Origin of the sequence: Mucilaginibacter sp. SG538B (assembly GCF_013376065.1) — a bacterium.
Taxonomy (GTDB): Bacteria; Bacteroidota; Bacteroidia; order Sphingobacteriales; family Sphingobacteriaceae; genus Mucilaginibacter; species Mucilaginibacter rubeus.
Window position 1 is genome coordinate 902,714 of sequence record NZ_JABMJI010000001.1, and the last position, 17,137, is coordinate 919,850.

Annotated in this window: 17 protein-coding genes; 7 read left to right on the plus strand and 10 right to left on the minus strand. The window is 42.0% G+C overall.

Translation table 11 applies throughout. The annotated features are described in order from the left end of the window. Together FHW88_RS03440 and FHW88_RS03445 are read left to right on the plus strand one after the other, a co-directional pair. Complete coding sequence (locus FHW88_RS03440) at window positions 1-3,246, plus strand: efflux RND transporter permease subunit (protein WP_176623175.1); 3,246 nt, start codon at window positions 1-3, stop codon at window positions 3,244-3,246. Beyond that, a complete protein-coding gene (locus tag FHW88_RS03445; protein ID WP_176623177.1) occupies window positions 3,239-4,366 on the plus strand; it encodes an efflux RND transporter periplasmic adaptor subunit in 1,128 nt (375 codons plus the stop codon). Before FHW88_RS03440 ends, FHW88_RS03445 begins: the two co-directional genes overlap by 8 nt. Before the next feature lie 346 nt (window positions 4,367-4,712). Here FHW88_RS03445 and FHW88_RS03450 read toward each other — a convergent pair whose 3' ends face one another. From FHW88_RS03450 to FHW88_RS03485, 9 genes are all read right to left on the minus strand, one after another. Beyond that, a complete protein-coding gene (locus FHW88_RS03450; RefSeq protein ID WP_176623179.1) occupies window positions 4,713-6,143 on the minus strand; it encodes a serine hydrolase domain-containing protein in 1,431 nt (476 codons plus the stop codon). A gap of 72 nt (window positions 6,144-6,215) precedes the next feature. After that, window positions 6,216-6,755: a hypothetical protein gene (locus tag FHW88_RS03455; RefSeq protein WP_090531554.1), complete on the minus strand. Its 540-nt coding sequence runs from the start codon at window positions 6,753-6,755 to the stop codon at window positions 6,216-6,218. 15 nt (window positions 6,756-6,770) lie between these two features. After that, entirely contained in the window at window positions 6,771-7,703 is a 933-nt protein-coding gene (locus tag FHW88_RS03460; protein ID WP_090531556.1) for an aspartate carbamoyltransferase catalytic subunit, read from the minus strand. A 168-nt stretch (window positions 7,704-7,871) separates the two neighbouring features. Further along, complete coding sequence (gene pyrR, locus FHW88_RS03465; RefSeq protein WP_090531558.1) at window positions 7,872-8,420, minus strand: bifunctional pyr operon transcriptional regulator/uracil phosphoribosyltransferase PyrR; 549 nt, start codon at window positions 8,418-8,420, stop codon at window positions 7,872-7,874. 89 nt (window positions 8,421-8,509) lie between these two features. Then, on the minus strand, window positions 8,510-8,749 hold the full coding sequence (locus FHW88_RS30380; protein WP_410505617.1) for an ACT domain-containing protein: 240 nt from the start codon (window positions 8,747-8,749) through the stop codon (window positions 8,510-8,512). A gap of 5 nt (window positions 8,750-8,754) precedes the next feature. Continuing rightward, entirely contained in the window at window positions 8,755-8,907 is a 153-nt protein-coding gene (locus FHW88_RS30005) for an ACT domain-containing protein (RefSeq protein ID WP_218117124.1), read from the minus strand. Window positions 8,908-9,103: 196 nt separating this feature from the next. Further along, window positions 9,104-11,071 (minus strand): 30S ribosomal protein S1, encoded by a 1,968-nt coding sequence (gene rpsA, locus FHW88_RS03475; protein ID WP_090531562.1) that lies wholly within the window; start codon window positions 11,069-11,071, stop codon window positions 9,104-9,106. A 193-nt stretch (window positions 11,072-11,264) separates the two neighbouring features. Next, window positions 11,265-11,687, minus strand: coding sequence for a lipocalin family protein (locus FHW88_RS03480; RefSeq protein ID WP_090531564.1), 423 nt, complete (start codon window positions 11,685-11,687; stop codon window positions 11,265-11,267). 40 nt (window positions 11,688-11,727) lie between these two features. Next, on the minus strand, window positions 11,728-12,399 hold the full coding sequence (locus FHW88_RS03485) for a hypothetical protein (protein ID WP_090531567.1): 672 nt from the start codon (window positions 12,397-12,399) through the stop codon (window positions 11,728-11,730). A 240-nt stretch (window positions 12,400-12,639) separates the two neighbouring features. Between FHW88_RS03485 and tyrS the strand changes: the two genes are divergently transcribed. The 3 genes from tyrS to FHW88_RS03500 all read left to right on the plus strand — a co-directional run bounded on the left by tyrS (window position 12,640) and on the right by FHW88_RS03500 (window position 15,061). Beyond that, entirely contained in the window at window positions 12,640-13,923 is a 1,284-nt protein-coding gene (gene tyrS, locus FHW88_RS03490) for a tyrosine--tRNA ligase (protein WP_176623181.1), read from the plus strand. Between the two features lie 191 nt (window positions 13,924-14,114). Then, window positions 14,115-14,609: an antitoxin Xre-like helix-turn-helix domain-containing protein gene (locus FHW88_RS03495; protein ID WP_176623183.1), complete on the plus strand. Its 495-nt coding sequence runs from the start codon at window positions 14,115-14,117 to the stop codon at window positions 14,607-14,609. Beyond that, complete coding sequence (locus FHW88_RS03500; protein ID WP_176623185.1) at window positions 14,609-15,061, plus strand: RES family NAD+ phosphorylase; 453 nt, start codon at window positions 14,609-14,611, stop codon at window positions 15,059-15,061. Before FHW88_RS03495 ends, FHW88_RS03500 begins: the two co-directional genes overlap by 1 nt. 130 nt (window positions 15,062-15,191) lie before the next feature. On the opposite strand, the gene FHW88_RS03505 is transcribed toward FHW88_RS03500, so the two are convergent. Beyond that, entirely contained in the window at window positions 15,192-16,052 is an 861-nt protein-coding gene (locus tag FHW88_RS03505; RefSeq protein ID WP_090466905.1) for an RNA polymerase sigma factor RpoD/SigA, read from the minus strand. 228 nt (window positions 16,053-16,280) lie between these two features. On the opposite strand from FHW88_RS03505, the gene FHW88_RS03510 reads away from it, so the two are divergent. Together FHW88_RS03510 and FHW88_RS03515 are read left to right on the plus strand one after the other, a co-directional pair. Next, window positions 16,281-16,928 carry a DUF2975 domain-containing protein gene (locus FHW88_RS03510; protein ID WP_176623187.1) on the plus strand — a complete coding sequence of 216 codons (648 nt, stop codon included), beginning with the start codon at window positions 16,281-16,283 and terminating at the stop codon, window positions 16,926-16,928. A gap of 3 nt (window positions 16,929-16,931) precedes the next feature. Beyond that, the gene (locus FHW88_RS03515) at window positions 16,932-17,132 is read left to right on the plus strand and encodes a helix-turn-helix domain-containing protein (RefSeq protein WP_090531574.1); all 201 of its coding nucleotides are present in this window, start codon (window positions 16,932-16,934) and stop codon (window positions 17,130-17,132) included. Window positions 17,133-17,137: the final 5 nt, after the last annotated feature.

Sequence of the window (17,137 nt, forward strand, 5' to 3'; positions counted from 1 at the left end):
ATGGGAATGATAAAAGGGGCGCTGCAAAAACCAATTACCATATTGGTTATAGTAGCCGGGCTGTTCTTCTTCGGTATAAATGCGGTACGGACTATCAAGATCGATATATTTCCCGATCTGAACCTGCCGGTTATATATGTATCGCACCCATACGGCGGTTTCACCCCAAACCAAATGGAAGCTTACTTTGGTAAGCAATATGTTAACCTGTTGCTTTTCGTATCGGGCGTAAAAAGCATCGAAACAAAAAACATACAAGGCTTAACGTTAATAAAAGTTACTTTTTACGAGGGCACAAACATGGCTCAGGCCGCGGCGGAGGTCACGAGTTACACCAACCGGGCGCAGGCCGCATTCCCGCAGGGCTCGCAGCCACCCTTCATTTTGCGCTTTGATGCCTCAACGCTGCCGGTTGGTCAGCTGGTGTTGAGCAGCGCTACCCGAAGCAATAACGAATTGCTCGATTATGCTTTGGTTTACGTACGTTCGTCATTTACCTCAATCCCCGGCCTTGTTGCGCCGGCTCCTTTTGGTGGTAACCAGCGTACTATCCTGATTAAGGTCGATCCAAACCTGTTACGCTCGCACAATTTAACACCCGACCAGATCGTGGCCGCCCTGCGCGAGAATAACCAGAACACCCCGGCAGGTAACGTGCGTATAGGCGATTACAACTACCTTGCACCTTCAAACACCACGATAAAGAAAATCCCGGATTTTGGAGATATCCCGCTTTATAAAAATGGGATCCAAACCGTATTTATGAAGGATGTTGCCACTATAGAAGATGGCGCCGATATCACCAACGGCTATGCACTTATTAATGGTAAGCGTTCGGTTTACCTGCCAATCACCAAATCGGCCACGGCCTCAACCTGGGAAGTAGTGCAAAACCTGAAAAAAGCATTGCCAAAATTCCAGGCCTTACTACCCGATGATGTGAAGCTGTCGTTCGTGTTTGACCAGTCGGTTTATGTAATTAACGCGGTAAAAAGTTTGGCCGAAGAGGGCGCGATAGGGGCGGTACTTACCGGGCTTATGGTATTGCTGTTTTTAGGTGATAAACGCGGGGCGCTTATCGTGATCCTTACTATCCCCACCTGTATTATCTCGGCTATTTTCTTCCTGTCGCTGGCACACCAAACCATCAATATTATGACGCTTAGCGGGCTTTCGCTGGCGATAGGTATTTTGGTGGATGAGTCGACGGTGACAATTGAGAATATTCACCAGCATTTTGATATGGGCAAGCCGAAAGCTTTGGCTATCTGGGATGCCTGTAAGGAGATCGCGTTCCCTAAATTGTTGATCCTGTTCTGTATCCTGGCGGTGTTTGCACCTGCATTTACCATGAACGGGATTCCGGGAGCATTGTTCCTGCCGTTGGCGCTGGCTATCGGTTTCTCGATGATCGTATCTTACTTCCTGGCGCAAACCTTTGTACCAATCATGGCCAACTGGATCATGGTAAACAAACATGAAGACCACAGCCATAAAGATGGTTTTGCACTGGAGGATGAAGGTGAGCCATGGGAACAAAAAGAAAAAGCCATGAAGGCTGCCCTTGAACATACAGGCGACGAGGTAACCCGCTTTGACAAATTCAGAGACAGCTTTATGCGCCTGATGGACCGCATGCTGCCTAACCGCAAGATACTGGTAACGGTTTATGTAATCGTTGCCTTTGGCCTTGCTTTCCTGTTATTCAATATCATAGGCCGTGACGTACTGCCTAAGGTAAACTCAGGTACCTTCCAGGTACGTTTGCGGGCTGCTGATGGTACCCGTTTAGAGCGTACAGAACTAATAGCTGTTAAGGCGCAACACATATTGGGCGATATTGTGGGTAAAAACCACATAGCTATAACTTCGACATTTGTTGGCTCGCACCCTTCATCATTCTCAACTAACCCTATCTATCTGTTTATGGCTGGTCCGCAGGAGTCTGTTATGCAGGTAAGCTTAACGGAGGATTATAAAGTTAATCTTGATGATCTGAAGGAAAAATTCAGGCATGAGATGGCAAAACAGTTACCCGATGTTAAACTATCATTTGAGCCAATTGAGTTAACAGATAAGATCCTGAGCCAGGGTTCGCCAACTCCTATCGAAGTAGCCATCACCGGTAAAAACAAAAAGCAAAACGTTGATTACGCTTTTAAGGTTATCAATAAACTGAAAGATATCAAATACCTGCGCGATGTGCAGATAGGCCAGTCGTTCAATTACCCAACTATCGATATCAATATCGACAGGCAGCGGGCGGCACAGCTTGGTGTAGGTTTAAATGATATTTCACGTTCACTGGTAGCTTCAACATCATCATCAAGGTTTACCGAAAAGAATAACTGGATCGATGAAAAATCAAATCTAAGTTATCTCGTGCAGGTACAGGTGCCTGAATATCAAATGGCCAGTTTGAACGATGTTAAGGAGATCCCGGTATTAGCAAATCAGGTACGCCCTGTTTTGGGAGATGTGGCCGATGTTAAAACCGGTACCACCTTTGGCGAAAACGATAACGTAGGCGCTGTGCCCACATTATCCGTAACAGCAAACATCAACAAAAAGGATTTGGGTACGGCAACTAACGATGTACAGAAAGCCATTGACGAATTAGGCAAACCGCCGCGCGGTTTAACAGTTGAGATGCATGGCATGAGCCAAACCCTTACCGATACACTGAACAGCTTACAATCGGGCTTATTGGTAGCCGTATTGGTGATATTTTTGATGCTGGCTGCAAACTTCCAATCGTTCAAAATGTCGATGGTGGTATTATCAACTGTGCCGGCTGTATTGTTTGGTTCATTGCTGTTGGTTAAGATCACCGGCGCTACGCTTAACCTGCAATCATACATGGGGATGATCATGTCGGTAGGTGTATCTATTTCAAATGCCGTGTTACTGATCACCAATGCCGAGGAATTACGCAAGCACAACGGTGATGCACTAAAATCAGCCCGTGAAGCGGTGGCCTTGCGTCTTCGCCCTATATTAATGACCAGTTTAGCCATGATTGTAGGTATGATCCCGATGGCATCGGGCTTAGGTGAAGGCGGTGATCAAACATCACCATTAGGTCGCGCCGTTATCGGTGGACTTATCGCATCAACTTTTGCTGCGCTGCTGATATTACCATTGGTTTTTGCCTGGGTACAAGGTAATGCCACTACCCAATCTGTTTCATTAGACCCGGAAGATAAAGAAAGTAAATTTTATGTCCCTTTGCACCACCATGAATAAGCTAAAAAATAAATCGATATTGCTGCTTGCCGTTTTAGCAATGGCAATAGGCTCATTGAGTGCCTGCCACTCGGATGATAAAGAAAAGAAAGAACAACAGGAAGAGCAGGAGCAGCAGGAAGCTGTTGAAACGCCAACTGTGCAAATTGTGCCGGTAACTAAAGGCAGGTTAAGCAGCAACATCACCATACCCGGTGAGCTGATCCCTTACCAACAGGTTGACCTGTATGCCAAAACCAACAGCTATGTTAAAAAGCTTTTGGTTGATATCGGTTCAGAAGTTAAGCAGGGCCAGTTATTGGCTGTGCTTGAAGCGCCGGAAATTAACTCGCAATTGGCTGCGGCGCAATCTCGCATTAAACAATTTGAAGCGGTTTACTTTGCCAGCAAAGCCACCTATGACAGGTTGGTAAGCACCAGCAAAACGCCGGGTACTGTTTCGCAAAACGACCTGGAGCAAGCCGAAGCTAAAAAGAACGCCGACCAGGCTAATATTGATGCCGCTAAATCCGGCTTAAAAGAAGTATCAGCTAATTTGGCTTACCTGGAGATCCGCGCCCCTTTTGATGGCGTGATCACCAGTCGTAACGTTAACTTGGGTGCCTATGTTGGTCCAGGAGGAAAAAGTACCGATCCATTGTTTACAGTTCAGGATCAGGGCCGTTTACGTTTAGTGGTATCAGTGCCTGAAATTTACACAGGCGCATTGAGCAACAAAAGTGAAGTTAATTTTACCGTAAGAGCCTTGCCAAGCCAAAAATTTACCGCCCAGGTAAAACGTATAGCAGGTGCACTTGATGAAAAATTACGTGCCGAACGTTTAGAAATGGACGTTTACAATAAAGACAAAAAGCTGATCCCGCACATGTTTGCCGAAGTAAGTGTACCATTGCCTGCCGGCGACAGTACTTATGTTGTACCTAAAACAGCCGTAGCAACTTCGACCGAAAAGGTGTTTGTGATAAAAGTTGTTGATCATAAGGCCGTTTGGGTTGATGTTAAAAAAGGCCTGAGTAATGGCGATAGTATCGAGATCTTCGGTGGCGACCTGAAACCTGATGACAAGCTGGTAAAAGTAGCTTCAGACGAGATCAGGAACGGATCGACCTTGAAATATTAATAAATTGAAGTTCGATTAGATTCAGCCTTTTGGATAGTGCGAAGAGAAAAGAGCCCGAAAACTGAAAAGTTTTCGGGCTCTTTTTATGCGAGTGATTAAATTCCCCCCTTGAGAGTAATAGACCAGCATTAGACAATTAGAGAAATTTAAGGGCGGGGATTGAGCGATTCCCTCCCCTGGGAGGGTGTAGGGAGGGGTTTAAGCGAGATACCTAATCGTTATCAAGGCGTAGAAACCCCTCCCTGCCAACGCAGAATCCTAACGCACCCCTCCCAAGGGAGGGAACTGTCAATTCATGGGCCATTACTCTCGAGAGGGGAATCGCATAATCCCTGTTTCTTTTGTTCTATTTCCCCTCCGCCTGCAACTTCTTAATAATCCCCGTCCCCACAGCATCCGTACTTTCAGCAGCATTGGATAGTATAACCACTGCCAGTTTCTTATCAGCATTAAAAGCCAGGAAGCTACTGCTGCCGTAAGTGCCACCGTTATGGAAAATGTATTCTACACCATCAACCAAAATAATGTGCCAGCCGAGGGCTATTTTGGCATCTTTGCTGTAGGTGATTTGGTGGGTTAGCTCAAAAGCCTTTGATAGCTTGTCTGTACCATTTGCCATGTTTGCCTTTGCATATATCAGCAAATCATTTACCGTTGAATGGAGGGCCCCGCAGGCGGCAAGGGCGTTAAAATCCCAGGCTACTGTTGCATTCCCGTATTGACTGTATACTTTGGTAAAATGGGGCAGTTGTAAAGCGCTTAAATGCTGTACTGTATTTTTCATCCCCAAGGGACTGCAGATCACTTCCTGCACCATCTGATCAAATGTTTTGCCGCTTACCTGTGATAGTATCATTCCTAATAAACCAACTCCCAAATTGGAGTATGCGTATTGTTCTCCTGGCTTACTGTTGAGTTTGCAGGTTTTTAGATAACTAAACAGTAGCCTTTTATTATAACTTTTATAGGGATTTGCTGCACTGGCAGAATCAAACTGAAGGTTTTCCGGGATCCTTGCCAACCCCGAAGTATGATTGCTTAGCGTTTGCAAAGTTATATCATTCAGTGCGACATTGGTTTTTACTGAATCGGGCAGGTATTGGGTTATGGGATCAGTTAACTTTACTTTGCCCTCGTTGGCGTAATAAGCCAGTAAAGTAGCGGTAAATGTTTTGGTAATAGAACCAATTTCGAAGATTGTATTGCCCGTTGGTAGCTGGTTATTGCCGCGGGCGGTTTCTCCGTAATTATAAGTGCTGATCTGTCCGTCTTTTAATATGCCTATGCTCAAACCTACTGTATTTACTTTTTGAATATACGGGCGGGCAATTTCATCAACCTGTTTATCCATTGGGTTGAGCAGTTTGTTGGAGGTAGGTACCTGTGTGGTTTTATCGGCTGTGACATCTTTAAATGGCTGAAACAGAAAAAGTTCAATTTTATTACCTGCATCGAGGCTCATAAGCAGTTGCAATGTTGCCGACTGAAATACCAGTTTGTAAGTGCTTACCTTATTGTTAACGAAGCTGATTACTGTTGAGCCTTTAATTTCATTTAAGGGGAATAATTGTTGCTCGGTAAGACTACGGAACTGGCCCGCGCTTACGGCATGCCTGAAGTTCGGCCCGGTTAAAGCATAAATGGAGTCGGCCTGCTTGGCGTTGAAGAATTTTTTCACCAGTACAAATACCGAATCGGTTTTAAATTGCTGATGACTTTGGGCGAAGGCTATGCCCGGGATAAACAAAAGTAAGATAAAGCAGAACCTGAGTTTCATGAAATAATTCGTGTTTAATTAATGTCGTTTAGTCTTTATCCTGAAGGGAAAAGTTGACTTACGACTACTGACTTAAATATCCTGGTAATCTTTGGCAAAGTAATTATCGGCCAAAGGATCGGTTAGGCGCACAAAACGTTTCTCATTGTATTTCCATTTCATACGGAATATGATAACGGCAATACCGGCTCCGATGATATAATTAAAACCGATAAAAGCAAACATATCGCCGGGTTCGGCAAGTAATGTGTGCATGTCTTTGCCTTTGAAAATTAGCCAGGCTACACTTGTGATAAGGGATATTGCCAATCCGAAAATAAACCCGCCGTCGATGATACAATAGTTCCACATACCGCGTTGGCGCGAGTGCTCCCACTTTTTTACAAAGCTAATGTTGTCGATGTCCTCTTCGGTGAGGCCTTTGGCTTTAAGTTTTTCGGCCTGGGTTAATTTATACTGATAACGATAGTAACCCTGTACAAACGAGAACGGGAAAAATAAAAGAAAGATGATATTGTTGTGGTCGTAAAAATACAGTGCAACAATAACGGCAAGATAAACCAGTTCGGTTTTGTAAGTATGTTTCAGATATGTTTTAAAATTGAATTTCATATCTGAAACATGCGCTTATATGGTTGGTGTTTGTCCGGCCAGCAGGTAAAGTACAGCCATGCGTACGGCAACACCATTTTCTACCTGGTCGAGAATGATAGACTGTTTGCTGTCGGCCACATCGCTGGTGATCTCCACACCACGGTTAATAGGGCCGGGGTGCATCACAGTGATTTCTTTATCCAGCGAATCCAGAATGGTTTTGTTAAGCCCGAAAAGCATGGTGTATTCCCTTAGTGAAGGGAAATATTTAATATCCTGACGTTCCAGCTGAATGCGGAGCATATTGGCAACATCGCACCAATTAAGGGCTTTAATAAGGTTGTGTTCAACCTTTACACCTAACGAGCCTATGTATTTTGGAATAAGCGTGGTTGGGCCGCAAACCATTACTTCGGCACCCAGTTGTTTAAGGCAAAGGATGTTGGAAAGTGCCACGCGTGAGTGCAGGATATCGCCCACAATCACCACTTTTTTTCCAGCTACATCGCCGTATTTTTCACGGATAGAGAAAGCATCAAGCAAGGCCTGGGTAGGGTGCTCATGTGCACCGTCTCCTGCGTTTACGATTTGTGCTTTAACATGTTTTGACAGGAAGATCCCGGCGCCTGCGTACGGATGACGCATTACTACCATATCAACCTTCATAGCCAGGATGTTGTTTACTGTATCGATCAGCGTTTCGCCTTTGCTTACAGAGGATGATGAGGCCGCGAAGTTGATCACATCAGCCGAAAGCCTTTTTTCGGCCAGTTCAAATGATAAACGGGTACGGGTTGAGTTTTCAAAGAAAATATTAGCGATGGTAACATCCCGTAACGACGGCACTTTCTTGATCGGTCGGTTTAAAACAGATTTAAAAGTATCGGCAGTTTCAAATATCAGCTCAATATCTGCTTGGTTCAAATCTTTTATACCCAATAAGTGTCGTGTGCTCAGTCCTGCCATGTTATTTTGATTTCGGATTTCGGATGTTCGATTTCTGAATTTTTATTTTTATTCCGTCATTGAGATACGAAGCAATCCCCGATTAGCAGAGACTTCTTGCATGATAGCTCTGTACAATTTGGGATTGCTTCGTACCTCGCAATGACGCTTTGTGTATATTATAATATTTTATTCCTGTACCTCTGAAACAAGAACGATCTTGTCCTCACCATCAGTGTCCTTCCAGCTTACTACTACTTTTTGCGATGCGATAGAATCGACCTCGATACCCACATAATCGGCAGATACCGGGATGTGGCGCGAGTAACGGCGATCAACCAAAGCCAGTAGCTCTATTTTCTCCGGCCTGCCGAATGCCTGCATGGCATCCATAGCGGCGCGAATAGTACGGCCTGTCCACAGCACATCATCCATCATGATCACTTTTTTACCTTCAATAATAAAATCTATTTTGGTTTGATTAGGTACCAGTTGTGATTCGCGGCGGCGGAAATCGTCGCGGTAAAAGGTGATATCAAGATCGCCTTGCAGTATGTTTTTATCGGGAAGGATTTTTCTAAGTTCTTCTGCAACGCGTTTGGCTAAATAAATGCCACGCGGCTGAATACCAATTAATACTGTATTTGAAAAGTCGTTATGATTTTCAATTAACTGGCGACATAAACGTTGTATGGTAATTTGAAACTTTTGTCCGTCGAGCAGTGTTAGATTTTGCATCGTATGGGTGGATTTGGGCAAAAGTAATAATTTGTTTTCAAAAGCCCCCTCTAAATCTCCCCCGATAGGGGAGACTTTTTACAATTCAGTTATTCGGCAAGTTTTCTTAAAGTCAACATCGCCCTTTCTGCATCTTTTTTCGCCACAAAAATATGATCATGATAATAAGCAGCTACTACGTTGCAGCTGATATTTTCATTGGCCAGCGCAGTTGCAAATGCAGCGGTTAAACCAGGCGCTTCCAGTGATGAATGGATGGTTAAAGTGATCCAGGCGGCAATATAGCTGTATTCAAGATTTAGCTTATCGTCTGTTTCTTTTTTTAGAATGAGGGTTACGGCTTCCTGTTCTTTAAAAAAAAAGCTATGATAGCATCAGTGTTAATGTTACTTAATGATGATGTTGTGAAATAAACATAGTCACCTTCATTAATTACGGGTGTCATGTTTTTAAGTAGGGTATTGAGGTTGGTTTCGCCGGTGGTCATATCCCAAATATACAAAACTAATTCGCGCTCGTTTTTAACGAGTGCATAACACGGGTTTGCGTTTATAACGCCACGGGCAATACAATTGCCAAGCCCTATTAAGCGCTCATTGCAAATGAGCGCAATAAAATGAAAGGGAAACAAAAAAAGCCCCTCCGGATAACCAAAGGGGCTTATATAATTGCTTAAGCTAAAATTATGCTTCTTCTTCAGAGCTGTTAGCAGCAGGTGCAGCCTTGCGGGCTTTGTTTTCAGCACCTTCCATTTGCTCTTTTAACTGAGCTAATACGCTAAGATCGCCTAAAGTTGATTTTTCAACAGAATCTTTCACTTTTTTCACCGCGTTAGTAGCAGCTTTTGCTTCTTTTTTACGGTTTTCAAATTCCTGTACGCGGGCATCAGCGCGGGCTTCTTCCCAGATACGTGAGTGTGAAATAACGATACGTTTGTTTTCTTTGTTAAATTCAATGATTTTGAATTCAGCAGCTTCTTCAGCTTTTAAGCTCTTACCGTCTTCTTTAACTAAGTGTTTGGTTGGCGCAAAGCCTTCAACACCGTAAGGTAAAGCTACGATAGCACCTTTGTCGGTTACTTTGATAACAGTACCTTCATGGATCGAGTCGATAGTGAAGATAGTTTCAAAAGTATCCCAAGGGTTTTCTTCAAGCTGTTTGTGGCCTAAGCTCAGTTTGCGGTTTTCAACATCAAGCTCAAGTACAACCACGTTTAATTTTTCACCAACTTTAGTGAATTCGTTAGGGTGGTTAACTTTTTTAGACCAAGAAAGGTCAGAGATGTGGATTAAGCCGTCGATGCCGTCTTCCAGTTCAACAAATACACCAAAGTTGGTCATGTTTTTAACTGTAGCTACGTGCTGAGTACCAACTGCGTACCTTTCAGCAGCGTTTTGCCATGGATCAGGAGTTAATTGTTTAACACCTAATGACATTTTGCGCTCTTCGCGGTCTAAAGTCAATACCTGAGCTTCGATCTCGTCACCAACTTTCAGGAATTCCTGAGGGTTGCGCAGGTTTTGTGACCATGACATTTCTGATACGTGGATCAAACCTTCAACACCAGGGATGATTTCAAGGAATGCGCCGTAATCAGCAACGGTAACGATTTTACCTTTAACTTTTGAACCAACCTGAATATCTTCAGAAAGGCTTTGCCAAGGGTGAGGGGTTAATTGTTTCAAGCCAAGAGCGATACGTTTTTTCTCATCATCAAAGTCAAGCACAACAACGTTGATTTTTTGATCCAATGATAAAATTTCGCGTGGGTGCTCAATACGGCCCCATGAAATATCTGTAATGTGCAGTAAGCCGTCAACACCACCAAGGTCAATGAATACACCAAAGTCGGTAATGTTTTTAACGGTACCTTCCAATACCTGACCTTTTTCAAGGCGAGCAACAATTTCAGTTTTTTGGTTTTCCAGATCGTCTTCGATAAGCACTTTGTGCGATACCACAACGTTCTTGAATTCGTGGTTGATTTTAACAACTTTGAATTCCATAGTTTTACCTACATACACATCGTAATCCCTGATAGGTTTGATATCGATCTGTGAGCCAGGTAAGAAGGCTTCAACGCCCATAATGTCAACAATTAAACCACCTTTAGTACGGCTCTTAACAAAACCGGTGATGATTTCATCGTTATCAAGGGCTGAATTAATGCGCTCCCATGATTTTTGAGTTTTTGCACGTTTGCGTGAAAGTACTAACTGACCGTTAGCATCTTCCTGCGATTCAACAAAAACGTCAACTTTGTCACCGATCTTCAGATCAGGTGTGTCACGGAATTCTGATACTGATACTAAACCGTCTGATTTGAAACCTACGTTAAGTACAACATCTTTGTTGTTAACGTTAACAACAGTACCGGTGATGATTTCGCCTTTGGTGATAGAGCTGAAAGTTCCATCATACAATTTCTCAAATTTCTCACGGTCGTCATCGCTGTAGTTACCAAATTTTTTGTCGTCAGCATCCCAGTCGAAATCTTCGCTTGGTGTAGCCGCGATTTTTGATTTGATCTCTTCAATTGATATTGAATCAGCTTCTGATTCAATAGTTTCTTTTTCGCCAGCCGCTTTAACTGTACCCAGTTCAGCTTCTTTCGCTTTTAATTCTTTTTCTGCTTCTTGTTTTTTTGCCATTAAATAATTTTTCTCCTTTTCCCAATTTGTTAATTGGGACTGCAAAGGTACGGATATATTTTATTGAAAAAAGAAATTTTTTAATGTTAATTGCTTATATTCAGGCAATTTTAGGTCAGAAACGAGTTAGAATAACTTTTGATACTAATTGCCACTCTTGTAAGTCTTAATATTAAGGCCAGTTAACAAATAATTATTGCCTTTTCATAGTGTATTCTACTTCTCCCCGGTATATAGAGGAACTGCCAGAAAAATGTATGACCAGGCTTGAGCTTGTAATTTTTTTTATAGCATACCGAGTGGCTTTTTGGTCAATATCCCTTTTTACAAATAAGCTATCGCCAGCAATTTGATATTTGCCATATTCAAAAAGCCCATTACGATCTTGGGGATTTTCAATGAATGTGCCATCGACTTTAAATTCAAAATAACTAAGCGGGTCAAGCGTAGTGGTATAATCACGATGATCAGTCAATTTATCATTAGTGTAATCATCATAGGTTTGCTCAACCCAATACCATTTTCCTATTATCGATGCGGTCTCCTTCTTGTCTTTTTTACAGGAGTAGGTTAAAATTGAATATACCGATAACAGTATGCAGATTGTTTTTTTCATTGAGATAAGGTTTTTTAACAAGTAAATATAAAGACAAACTTTAATTTGCGTTGAGTTTATTTTCTATCTCTTGAAAAATCTGCATAAAATCATTCAGCATTTCCTCGCGGTAACTGCTCAATATTTCATCCATGATCACCTCCTGCTCTGGTGTGAATGGGTTTTTCCAAACGCGCATACAGATCCGTTTTAATGCATAGGCAATCTGGTGCGTTTCGGCATAAGTATGCAGATACTGGCTTTTTTTAAAACCTTCATAAAATTTAAAGAAAACGGCAGTATCCTCAAGCCCGGCAAAGGTTAAAAAGCTTTTTATTTTATCGTCCTGACAACCTTCTAAATGGTCGTAAAATTCAGTGACACTTATTTTGCCAGTGGTCAGCAGCAGGTTATCAATAATTAACTCAAGTGCGATGTGCCCTAAAAAAAATGGTTTTACCGGCGAGTTTATTAAGGCCGGGGCTAACAACTTTTTAAGCTCATGCGAACGGGTGGTGAAAAAAGCAGATGAGTGAAAATACCGGTCGACATCAAGGTGTTTGTTCCATCCTGCTATGATCGAATTAACCTTGTTATCAGTGTGGTGCAGTTTTTCGGGATGAAGGATGATGTTTTTATCGGCGTTTTTCAGCAGGTCGGGCAGCACCGTTCCCAGCACGTGGTAACAGTTGGTCGTATCCCTGTCGAAATAAAAATGCGATAAAAAATTCATAAGCCTTGCCTTGCAAAATACCCGGTTTTGCTCAAGATACAAAATATAAGTAATTATTTGAAACAGATTTTACCTGTAGTTAACCTATATAAGCACGGATTTTTTCACGAATAGATAATTAAATCGAATTACACGAATTTTTCAAAGGGGGTATCTGCAATTAGTGAAATTCGATTCAATTAGTGAAAATTAGTGTATCAATTTCATTTATATTTGCACCTTTTTGAAACAGAACTTGATATGAACTTTGTTGAAGAATTACGCTGGCGCGGCATGCTGCATACCGAAATGCCCGGAACCGAGGATATGTTAAATAAAGGTATGGCTTCGGGGTATATCGGGTTTGATCCAACTGCCGATTCATTGCATGTTGGTCACCTTACCCAGATCATGACCCTGATCCACTTTCAGCGTTCAGGTCATAAACCATATGCTTTGGTTGGTGGGGCTACCGGCATGGTGGGGGATCCGTCGGGTAAATCGGCCGAGCGTAATTTATTATCAGAAGATGTGCTACAGCATAACCTGGAAGCTGTAAAAAAACAGCTTACCCGTTTCCTTGATTTTAACACCGGTGCCAACAGCGCCGAAATGGTGAACAATTACGATTGGTTCAAAAACTTTACTTTTCTTGATTTTATCCGCGATGTAGGCAAACACATTACGGTTAATTATATGATGGCCAAAGATTCGGTGAAGAAACGTTTGGAGGGCGATACCGGTATGTCATTCACCGAATTTACATATCAGTTGGTACAGGGCTACGATTTTTACTACCTGTGGAAGTATCATAACTGCTCATTGCAAATGGGTGGCAGCGATCAATGGGGAAATATCGTTACCGGTACTGAGCTTATCCGTCGTAAAGACAGCGGTGAGGCTTTTGCCTTAACTACCAACCTGATCAAAAAAGCAGATGGTACAAAATTTGGAAAAACCGAAAGCGGTGCTGTTTGGCTTGATGCCGAGCGTACCTCGCCATACCAGTTTTACCAGTTTTGGTTAAATACTACCGATGTTGACGCCAAATCATATATCCGCATTTTTACTCTGCTTGGTCGTGATGTTATTGAAGCGATGGAAGTTGAGCATGATGCCGCACCACATACACGTGTATTGCAAAAAGCATTGGCTAAAGATATTACGATTCGCGTACATGGCGAAGCTGAATACGAAAAAGCAATAAAATCTTCGGAGTTTTTGTTTGGTAATATAGGCATCGAATTTTTGAGCGAACTGAATGAAGCTGAGGTTTTGGGTTTGTTTGCCGGTGTGCCTAACTATACCATAGCGTTAAGCGAATTAGAGCAGGGAATTAACGCTGCCGATCTGTTAGCGGCGAAAACGGCTGTTTTTGCATCAAAAGGTGAAGCTAAAAAGATGATACAAGGCGGTGGTGTTGCTATCAATAAAGTTAAAATAGGTACTGCCGATGATGTTTATAATGCAAATGCTTTGATTGGCGATAAATTCATCGTAGCTCAAAAAGGTAAGAAGAACTATTTTTTGATAATAGCAGAATAAGTTAGGTCATTGAGTCATTCGATGAATCGTCATTAAGTCATTGGACTCTTGTCTCATTAAATCGTTGGTAAGGTCAATGACTTAATGACAAAATGACCAAACGATATAGAAAAGCGACAGGTTAAAACCTATCGCTTTTTTTGTTGGCTTAATATTTGTAAATACGACAAATGGTAATTATATTTGTATATATGTCGTATAAATCAAAACCAGATACTAAAAATGAGGTTAATGAGCCCATGGCAGCGTATGTTGTTCAGGGAGCTATGCCTTCGTTTTATAGTTTATTGAACGGCTCAAAACAGTTAAAAGCATCCTCTGATTTTGATATCATCAGCCTGGCGCGTAAGGGTTTCCCTAAAAGCGCCTTGCTTTCCCTGGCAAAAAAAATCTCCCTTAATATCCAGGAGCTTGCCAATATACTGCATATCTCCGAGCGCACCTTACAGCGCTACGAGGATGATGTTATCATCAAAACCGAATATGCCGAAAAGGCTATTGAGCTTGCACGGCTTTATACCCGCGGCGAGGAGGTTTTTGAATCGATGGATAAATTCAAGATCTGGATCAAAACGCCGTCGTTGGTTTTCAGAGGTGAGGCACCGGTTACTATTCTGGATACATCTGCCGGCTTCGACATGGTTTTCAAGGAGCTTGGCCGTATTGAGCACGGTATTTTCGCCTGATGATACTTTACCGTATTACCAAATGTAATTATGCGGCCGATCTGAGCGGCACCGGAGCACGATTATATGGCGGTCGCTGGAATAGCGAAGGTAAACCGATGCTTTACCTTGCTTCCTCCAGATCATTAGCGGTGCTTGAGGTGTTGGTGCATTTGGATCCGCTGGTAATTCCGGGTAATTATTGCCTTACTGAAATAGAAGTGCCGGATAGTAAAATAATCACTGTGGAGGCTGAGCAATTACCTGAAGATTGGCGTGATATATCCGGTCCGGTAATTTTGCGCCAACTTGGCGATGCCTTTCTTAAAAAACAGGAGTATTTATTAATGAAAGTACCCTCTTCAATTGTCCCTGCCGAAAATAACTATCTGCTTAACCCCTCGCATCCCGAGTCTTTTGGAGTGAAACTTTTAAAAAGAGAACCTTTTAGTTTTGACAGGCGGCTTATTTAGCCATTAAGTCATTTTGATAAATCGTCATTAGTCGTTGAGGGGCAGTCATTACATCGCAGCTAACCATACCAATAAAAAAGCCATCGGTTACATAACTGGTGGCTTTTAATATCTCCTTTAAATTTTTTGATTAACCTAAGTATGATTTCAGGATCTTGCTCCTTGAAGTATGGCGCAAGCGTTGCAAGGCTTTGTCCTTGATCTGGCGCACACGCTCGCGGGTTAAATTAAACTTCTCACCAATTTCCTCTAATGAAAGCGGATGGTTGGTGCCTAAGCCAAAGAACAATACAATGATCTCGCGCTCGCGCTCAGTTAAGGTTGATAGTGAACGTTTGATCTCTTCAGATAATGACTCATTGATCAGGATCGAATCGGTGTTTGGTTCCTGGTTTTCCAGTACATCAAGCAATGTATTCTCTTCACCCTGTACAAACGGTGCATCCATTGATACGTGGCGACCAGAGTTACTCAGTGTGTCGGAGATCTTATCAACAGTGGTCTCCAATATATCAGCAAGTTCTTCAGGCGATGGTTCGCGCTCGTACTCCTGTTCAAGTTTTGAAAAAGCCTTGCTGATCTTACTTAATGAACCTACCTGGTTAAGCGGTAAACGCACAATACGCGATTGCTCGGCAATAGCCTGCAATATTGACTGGCGGATCCACCATACAGCATATGATATAAATTTAAAGCCTTTGGTTTCATCAAAACGCTTGGCGGCTTTAATCAGGCCGAGGTTACCCTCGTTAATTAAATCGCCCAGTGTGAGGCCCTGGTTTTGGTATTGTTTAGCAACAGATACAACAAAGCGAAGGTTAGTTTTGGTTAAACGCTCCAATGCCGCCTGGTCGCCCTCGCGGATCTTTTGCGCTAAAATTACTTCTTCTTCGGCGGTTATTAGGTCTACCTTACCAATCTCGTGCAGATATTTATCAAGCGATTGCGACTCGCGATTGGTAATGGATTGCGTTATTTTGAGTTGTCTCATCTATTTAATAAACCTCTCTATTCGTTATATTCTGAATAGAACGTGCAAAGCTAATATTTTGTTTCTAAAATAAAACATATAAATCAGAAATAGCAATACCAGTGTAAAATTTTATATTCAAAATTTTAAATTTATGTATATCGCATAAAATTTATTGTAAAACAATGAATTTATTTTGTTATTTAATAAATATTGTTTTTATTTGAATTGAATTAATATTGTAGTGTAATGAAAAAGGTACGTGCCCTGCAAATACTTGTTTATATAGTGTTTGGTTTGTTTGTTTTTCAGAATATGGCTGCCGATTTCTGGCAGGGGTTTAAGGATGGATACAATGATGGAATGGGTACAATAGATGGCGCTAAAAGATACGGGCCAACATTGCAAGCCACTATTGACGGAAGCTTCATTTCGCAAAAAAATGGGGGCGAAATGAAGATAGGTGAAAACTATACTTTAAAGAATATAATTATAAACAGTGATATAGTAGTTAATAATGATAATATATCTGTAAGCTGGCCATTAAACGCGATTGAAACTGGGCTGATACTTATTACAACTCTGATAGTAATAAGAATAGCCTATCTTGTTAATAAGGTTATTGTAAATATTGTAGAGGGTACTTTATTTGAGCAGCGATGTATTAGGCTGATCAAAAGCACAGGGATGCTGTTATTGCTGTTTACATTGACTGATTATATAGGGCAGCAGGTATCCTATCAGGTGTTAATAGCTAAATTGCATGTGCCGCTAAAAATCATTAATACATCGGCATTTAATTTTGGCACGCTGGTATTTGCTATCTTGATATTTATCCTGGCCGAAGCATTTAAGCAAGGGGCGAGGCTTAAAGAGGAGCAAGCTTTAACTATTTAAGTCATGCCGATAATAGTAAATCTTGATGTGATGATGGCAAAACGAAAAATGTCATTAAATGAACTGAGCGACAGGGTAGGGATCACCATATCAAACCTTTCTATCCTAAAAACAGGCAAGGCGAAAGCCATCCGTTTTGAAACACTCGAAGCCATATGTAAGGCGCTTGACTGCCAGCCGGGGGATATTCTGGAATACAGGTGAAAGGT

What these genes read in the sequence shown, in the direction of transcription:
- FHW88_RS30005 (WP_218117124.1), bottom strand. Translation starts at nt 8,907, where the DNA reads ATGACCACCGGCGAAACCAACCTCAATACCCTACTTAAAAACATGACA.
- FHW88_RS03500 (WP_176623185.1), top strand. Translation starts at nt 14,609, where the DNA reads ATGATACTTTACCGTATTACCAAATGTAATTATGCGGCCGATCTGAGC.
- FHW88_RS03460 (WP_090531556.1), bottom strand. Translation starts at nt 7,703, where the DNA reads ATGGCAGGACTGAGCACACGACACTTATTGGGTATAAAAGATTTGAAC.
- FHW88_RS03485 (WP_090531567.1), bottom strand. Translation starts at nt 12,399, where the DNA reads ATGAATTTTTTATCGCATTTTTATTTCGACAGGGATACGACCAACTGT.
- FHW88_RS03445 (WP_176623177.1), top strand. Translation starts at nt 3,239, where the DNA reads ATGAATAAGCTAAAAAATAAATCGATATTGCTGCTTGCCGTTTTAGCA.
- FHW88_RS03440 (WP_176623175.1), top strand. Translation starts at nt 1, where the DNA reads ATGGGAATGATAAAAGGGGCGCTGCAAAAACCAATTACCATATTGGTT.
- tyrS (WP_176623181.1), top strand. Translation starts at nt 12,640, where the DNA reads ATGAACTTTGTTGAAGAATTACGCTGGCGCGGCATGCTGCATACCGAA.
- pyrR (WP_090531558.1), bottom strand. Translation starts at nt 8,420, where the DNA reads ATGCAAAATCTAACACTGCTCGACGGACAAAAGTTTCAAATTACCATA.
- FHW88_RS03505 (WP_090466905.1), bottom strand. Translation starts at nt 16,052, where the DNA reads ATGAGACAACTCAAAATAACGCAATCCATTACCAATCGCGAGTCGCAA.
- FHW88_RS03480 (WP_090531564.1), bottom strand. Translation starts at nt 11,687, where the DNA reads ATGAAAAAAACAATCTGCATACTGTTATCGGTATATTCAATTTTAACC.
- rpsA (WP_090531562.1), bottom strand. Translation starts at nt 11,071, where the DNA reads ATGGCAAAAAAACAAGAAGCAGAAAAAGAATTAAAAGCGAAAGAAGCT.
- FHW88_RS03450 (WP_176623179.1), bottom strand. Translation starts at nt 6,143, where the DNA reads ATGAAACTCAGGTTCTGCTTTATCTTACTTTTGTTTATCCCGGGCATA.
- FHW88_RS03515 (WP_090531574.1), top strand. Translation starts at nt 16,932, where the DNA reads ATGCCGATAATAGTAAATCTTGATGTGATGATGGCAAAACGAAAAATG.
- FHW88_RS03455 (WP_090531554.1), bottom strand. Translation starts at nt 6,755, where the DNA reads ATGAAATTCAATTTTAAAACATATCTGAAACATACTTACAAAACCGAA.
- FHW88_RS03495 (WP_176623183.1), top strand. Translation starts at nt 14,115, where the DNA reads ATGTCGTATAAATCAAAACCAGATACTAAAAATGAGGTTAATGAGCCC.
- FHW88_RS03510 (WP_176623187.1), top strand. Translation starts at nt 16,281, where the DNA reads ATGAAAAAGGTACGTGCCCTGCAAATACTTGTTTATATAGTGTTTGGT.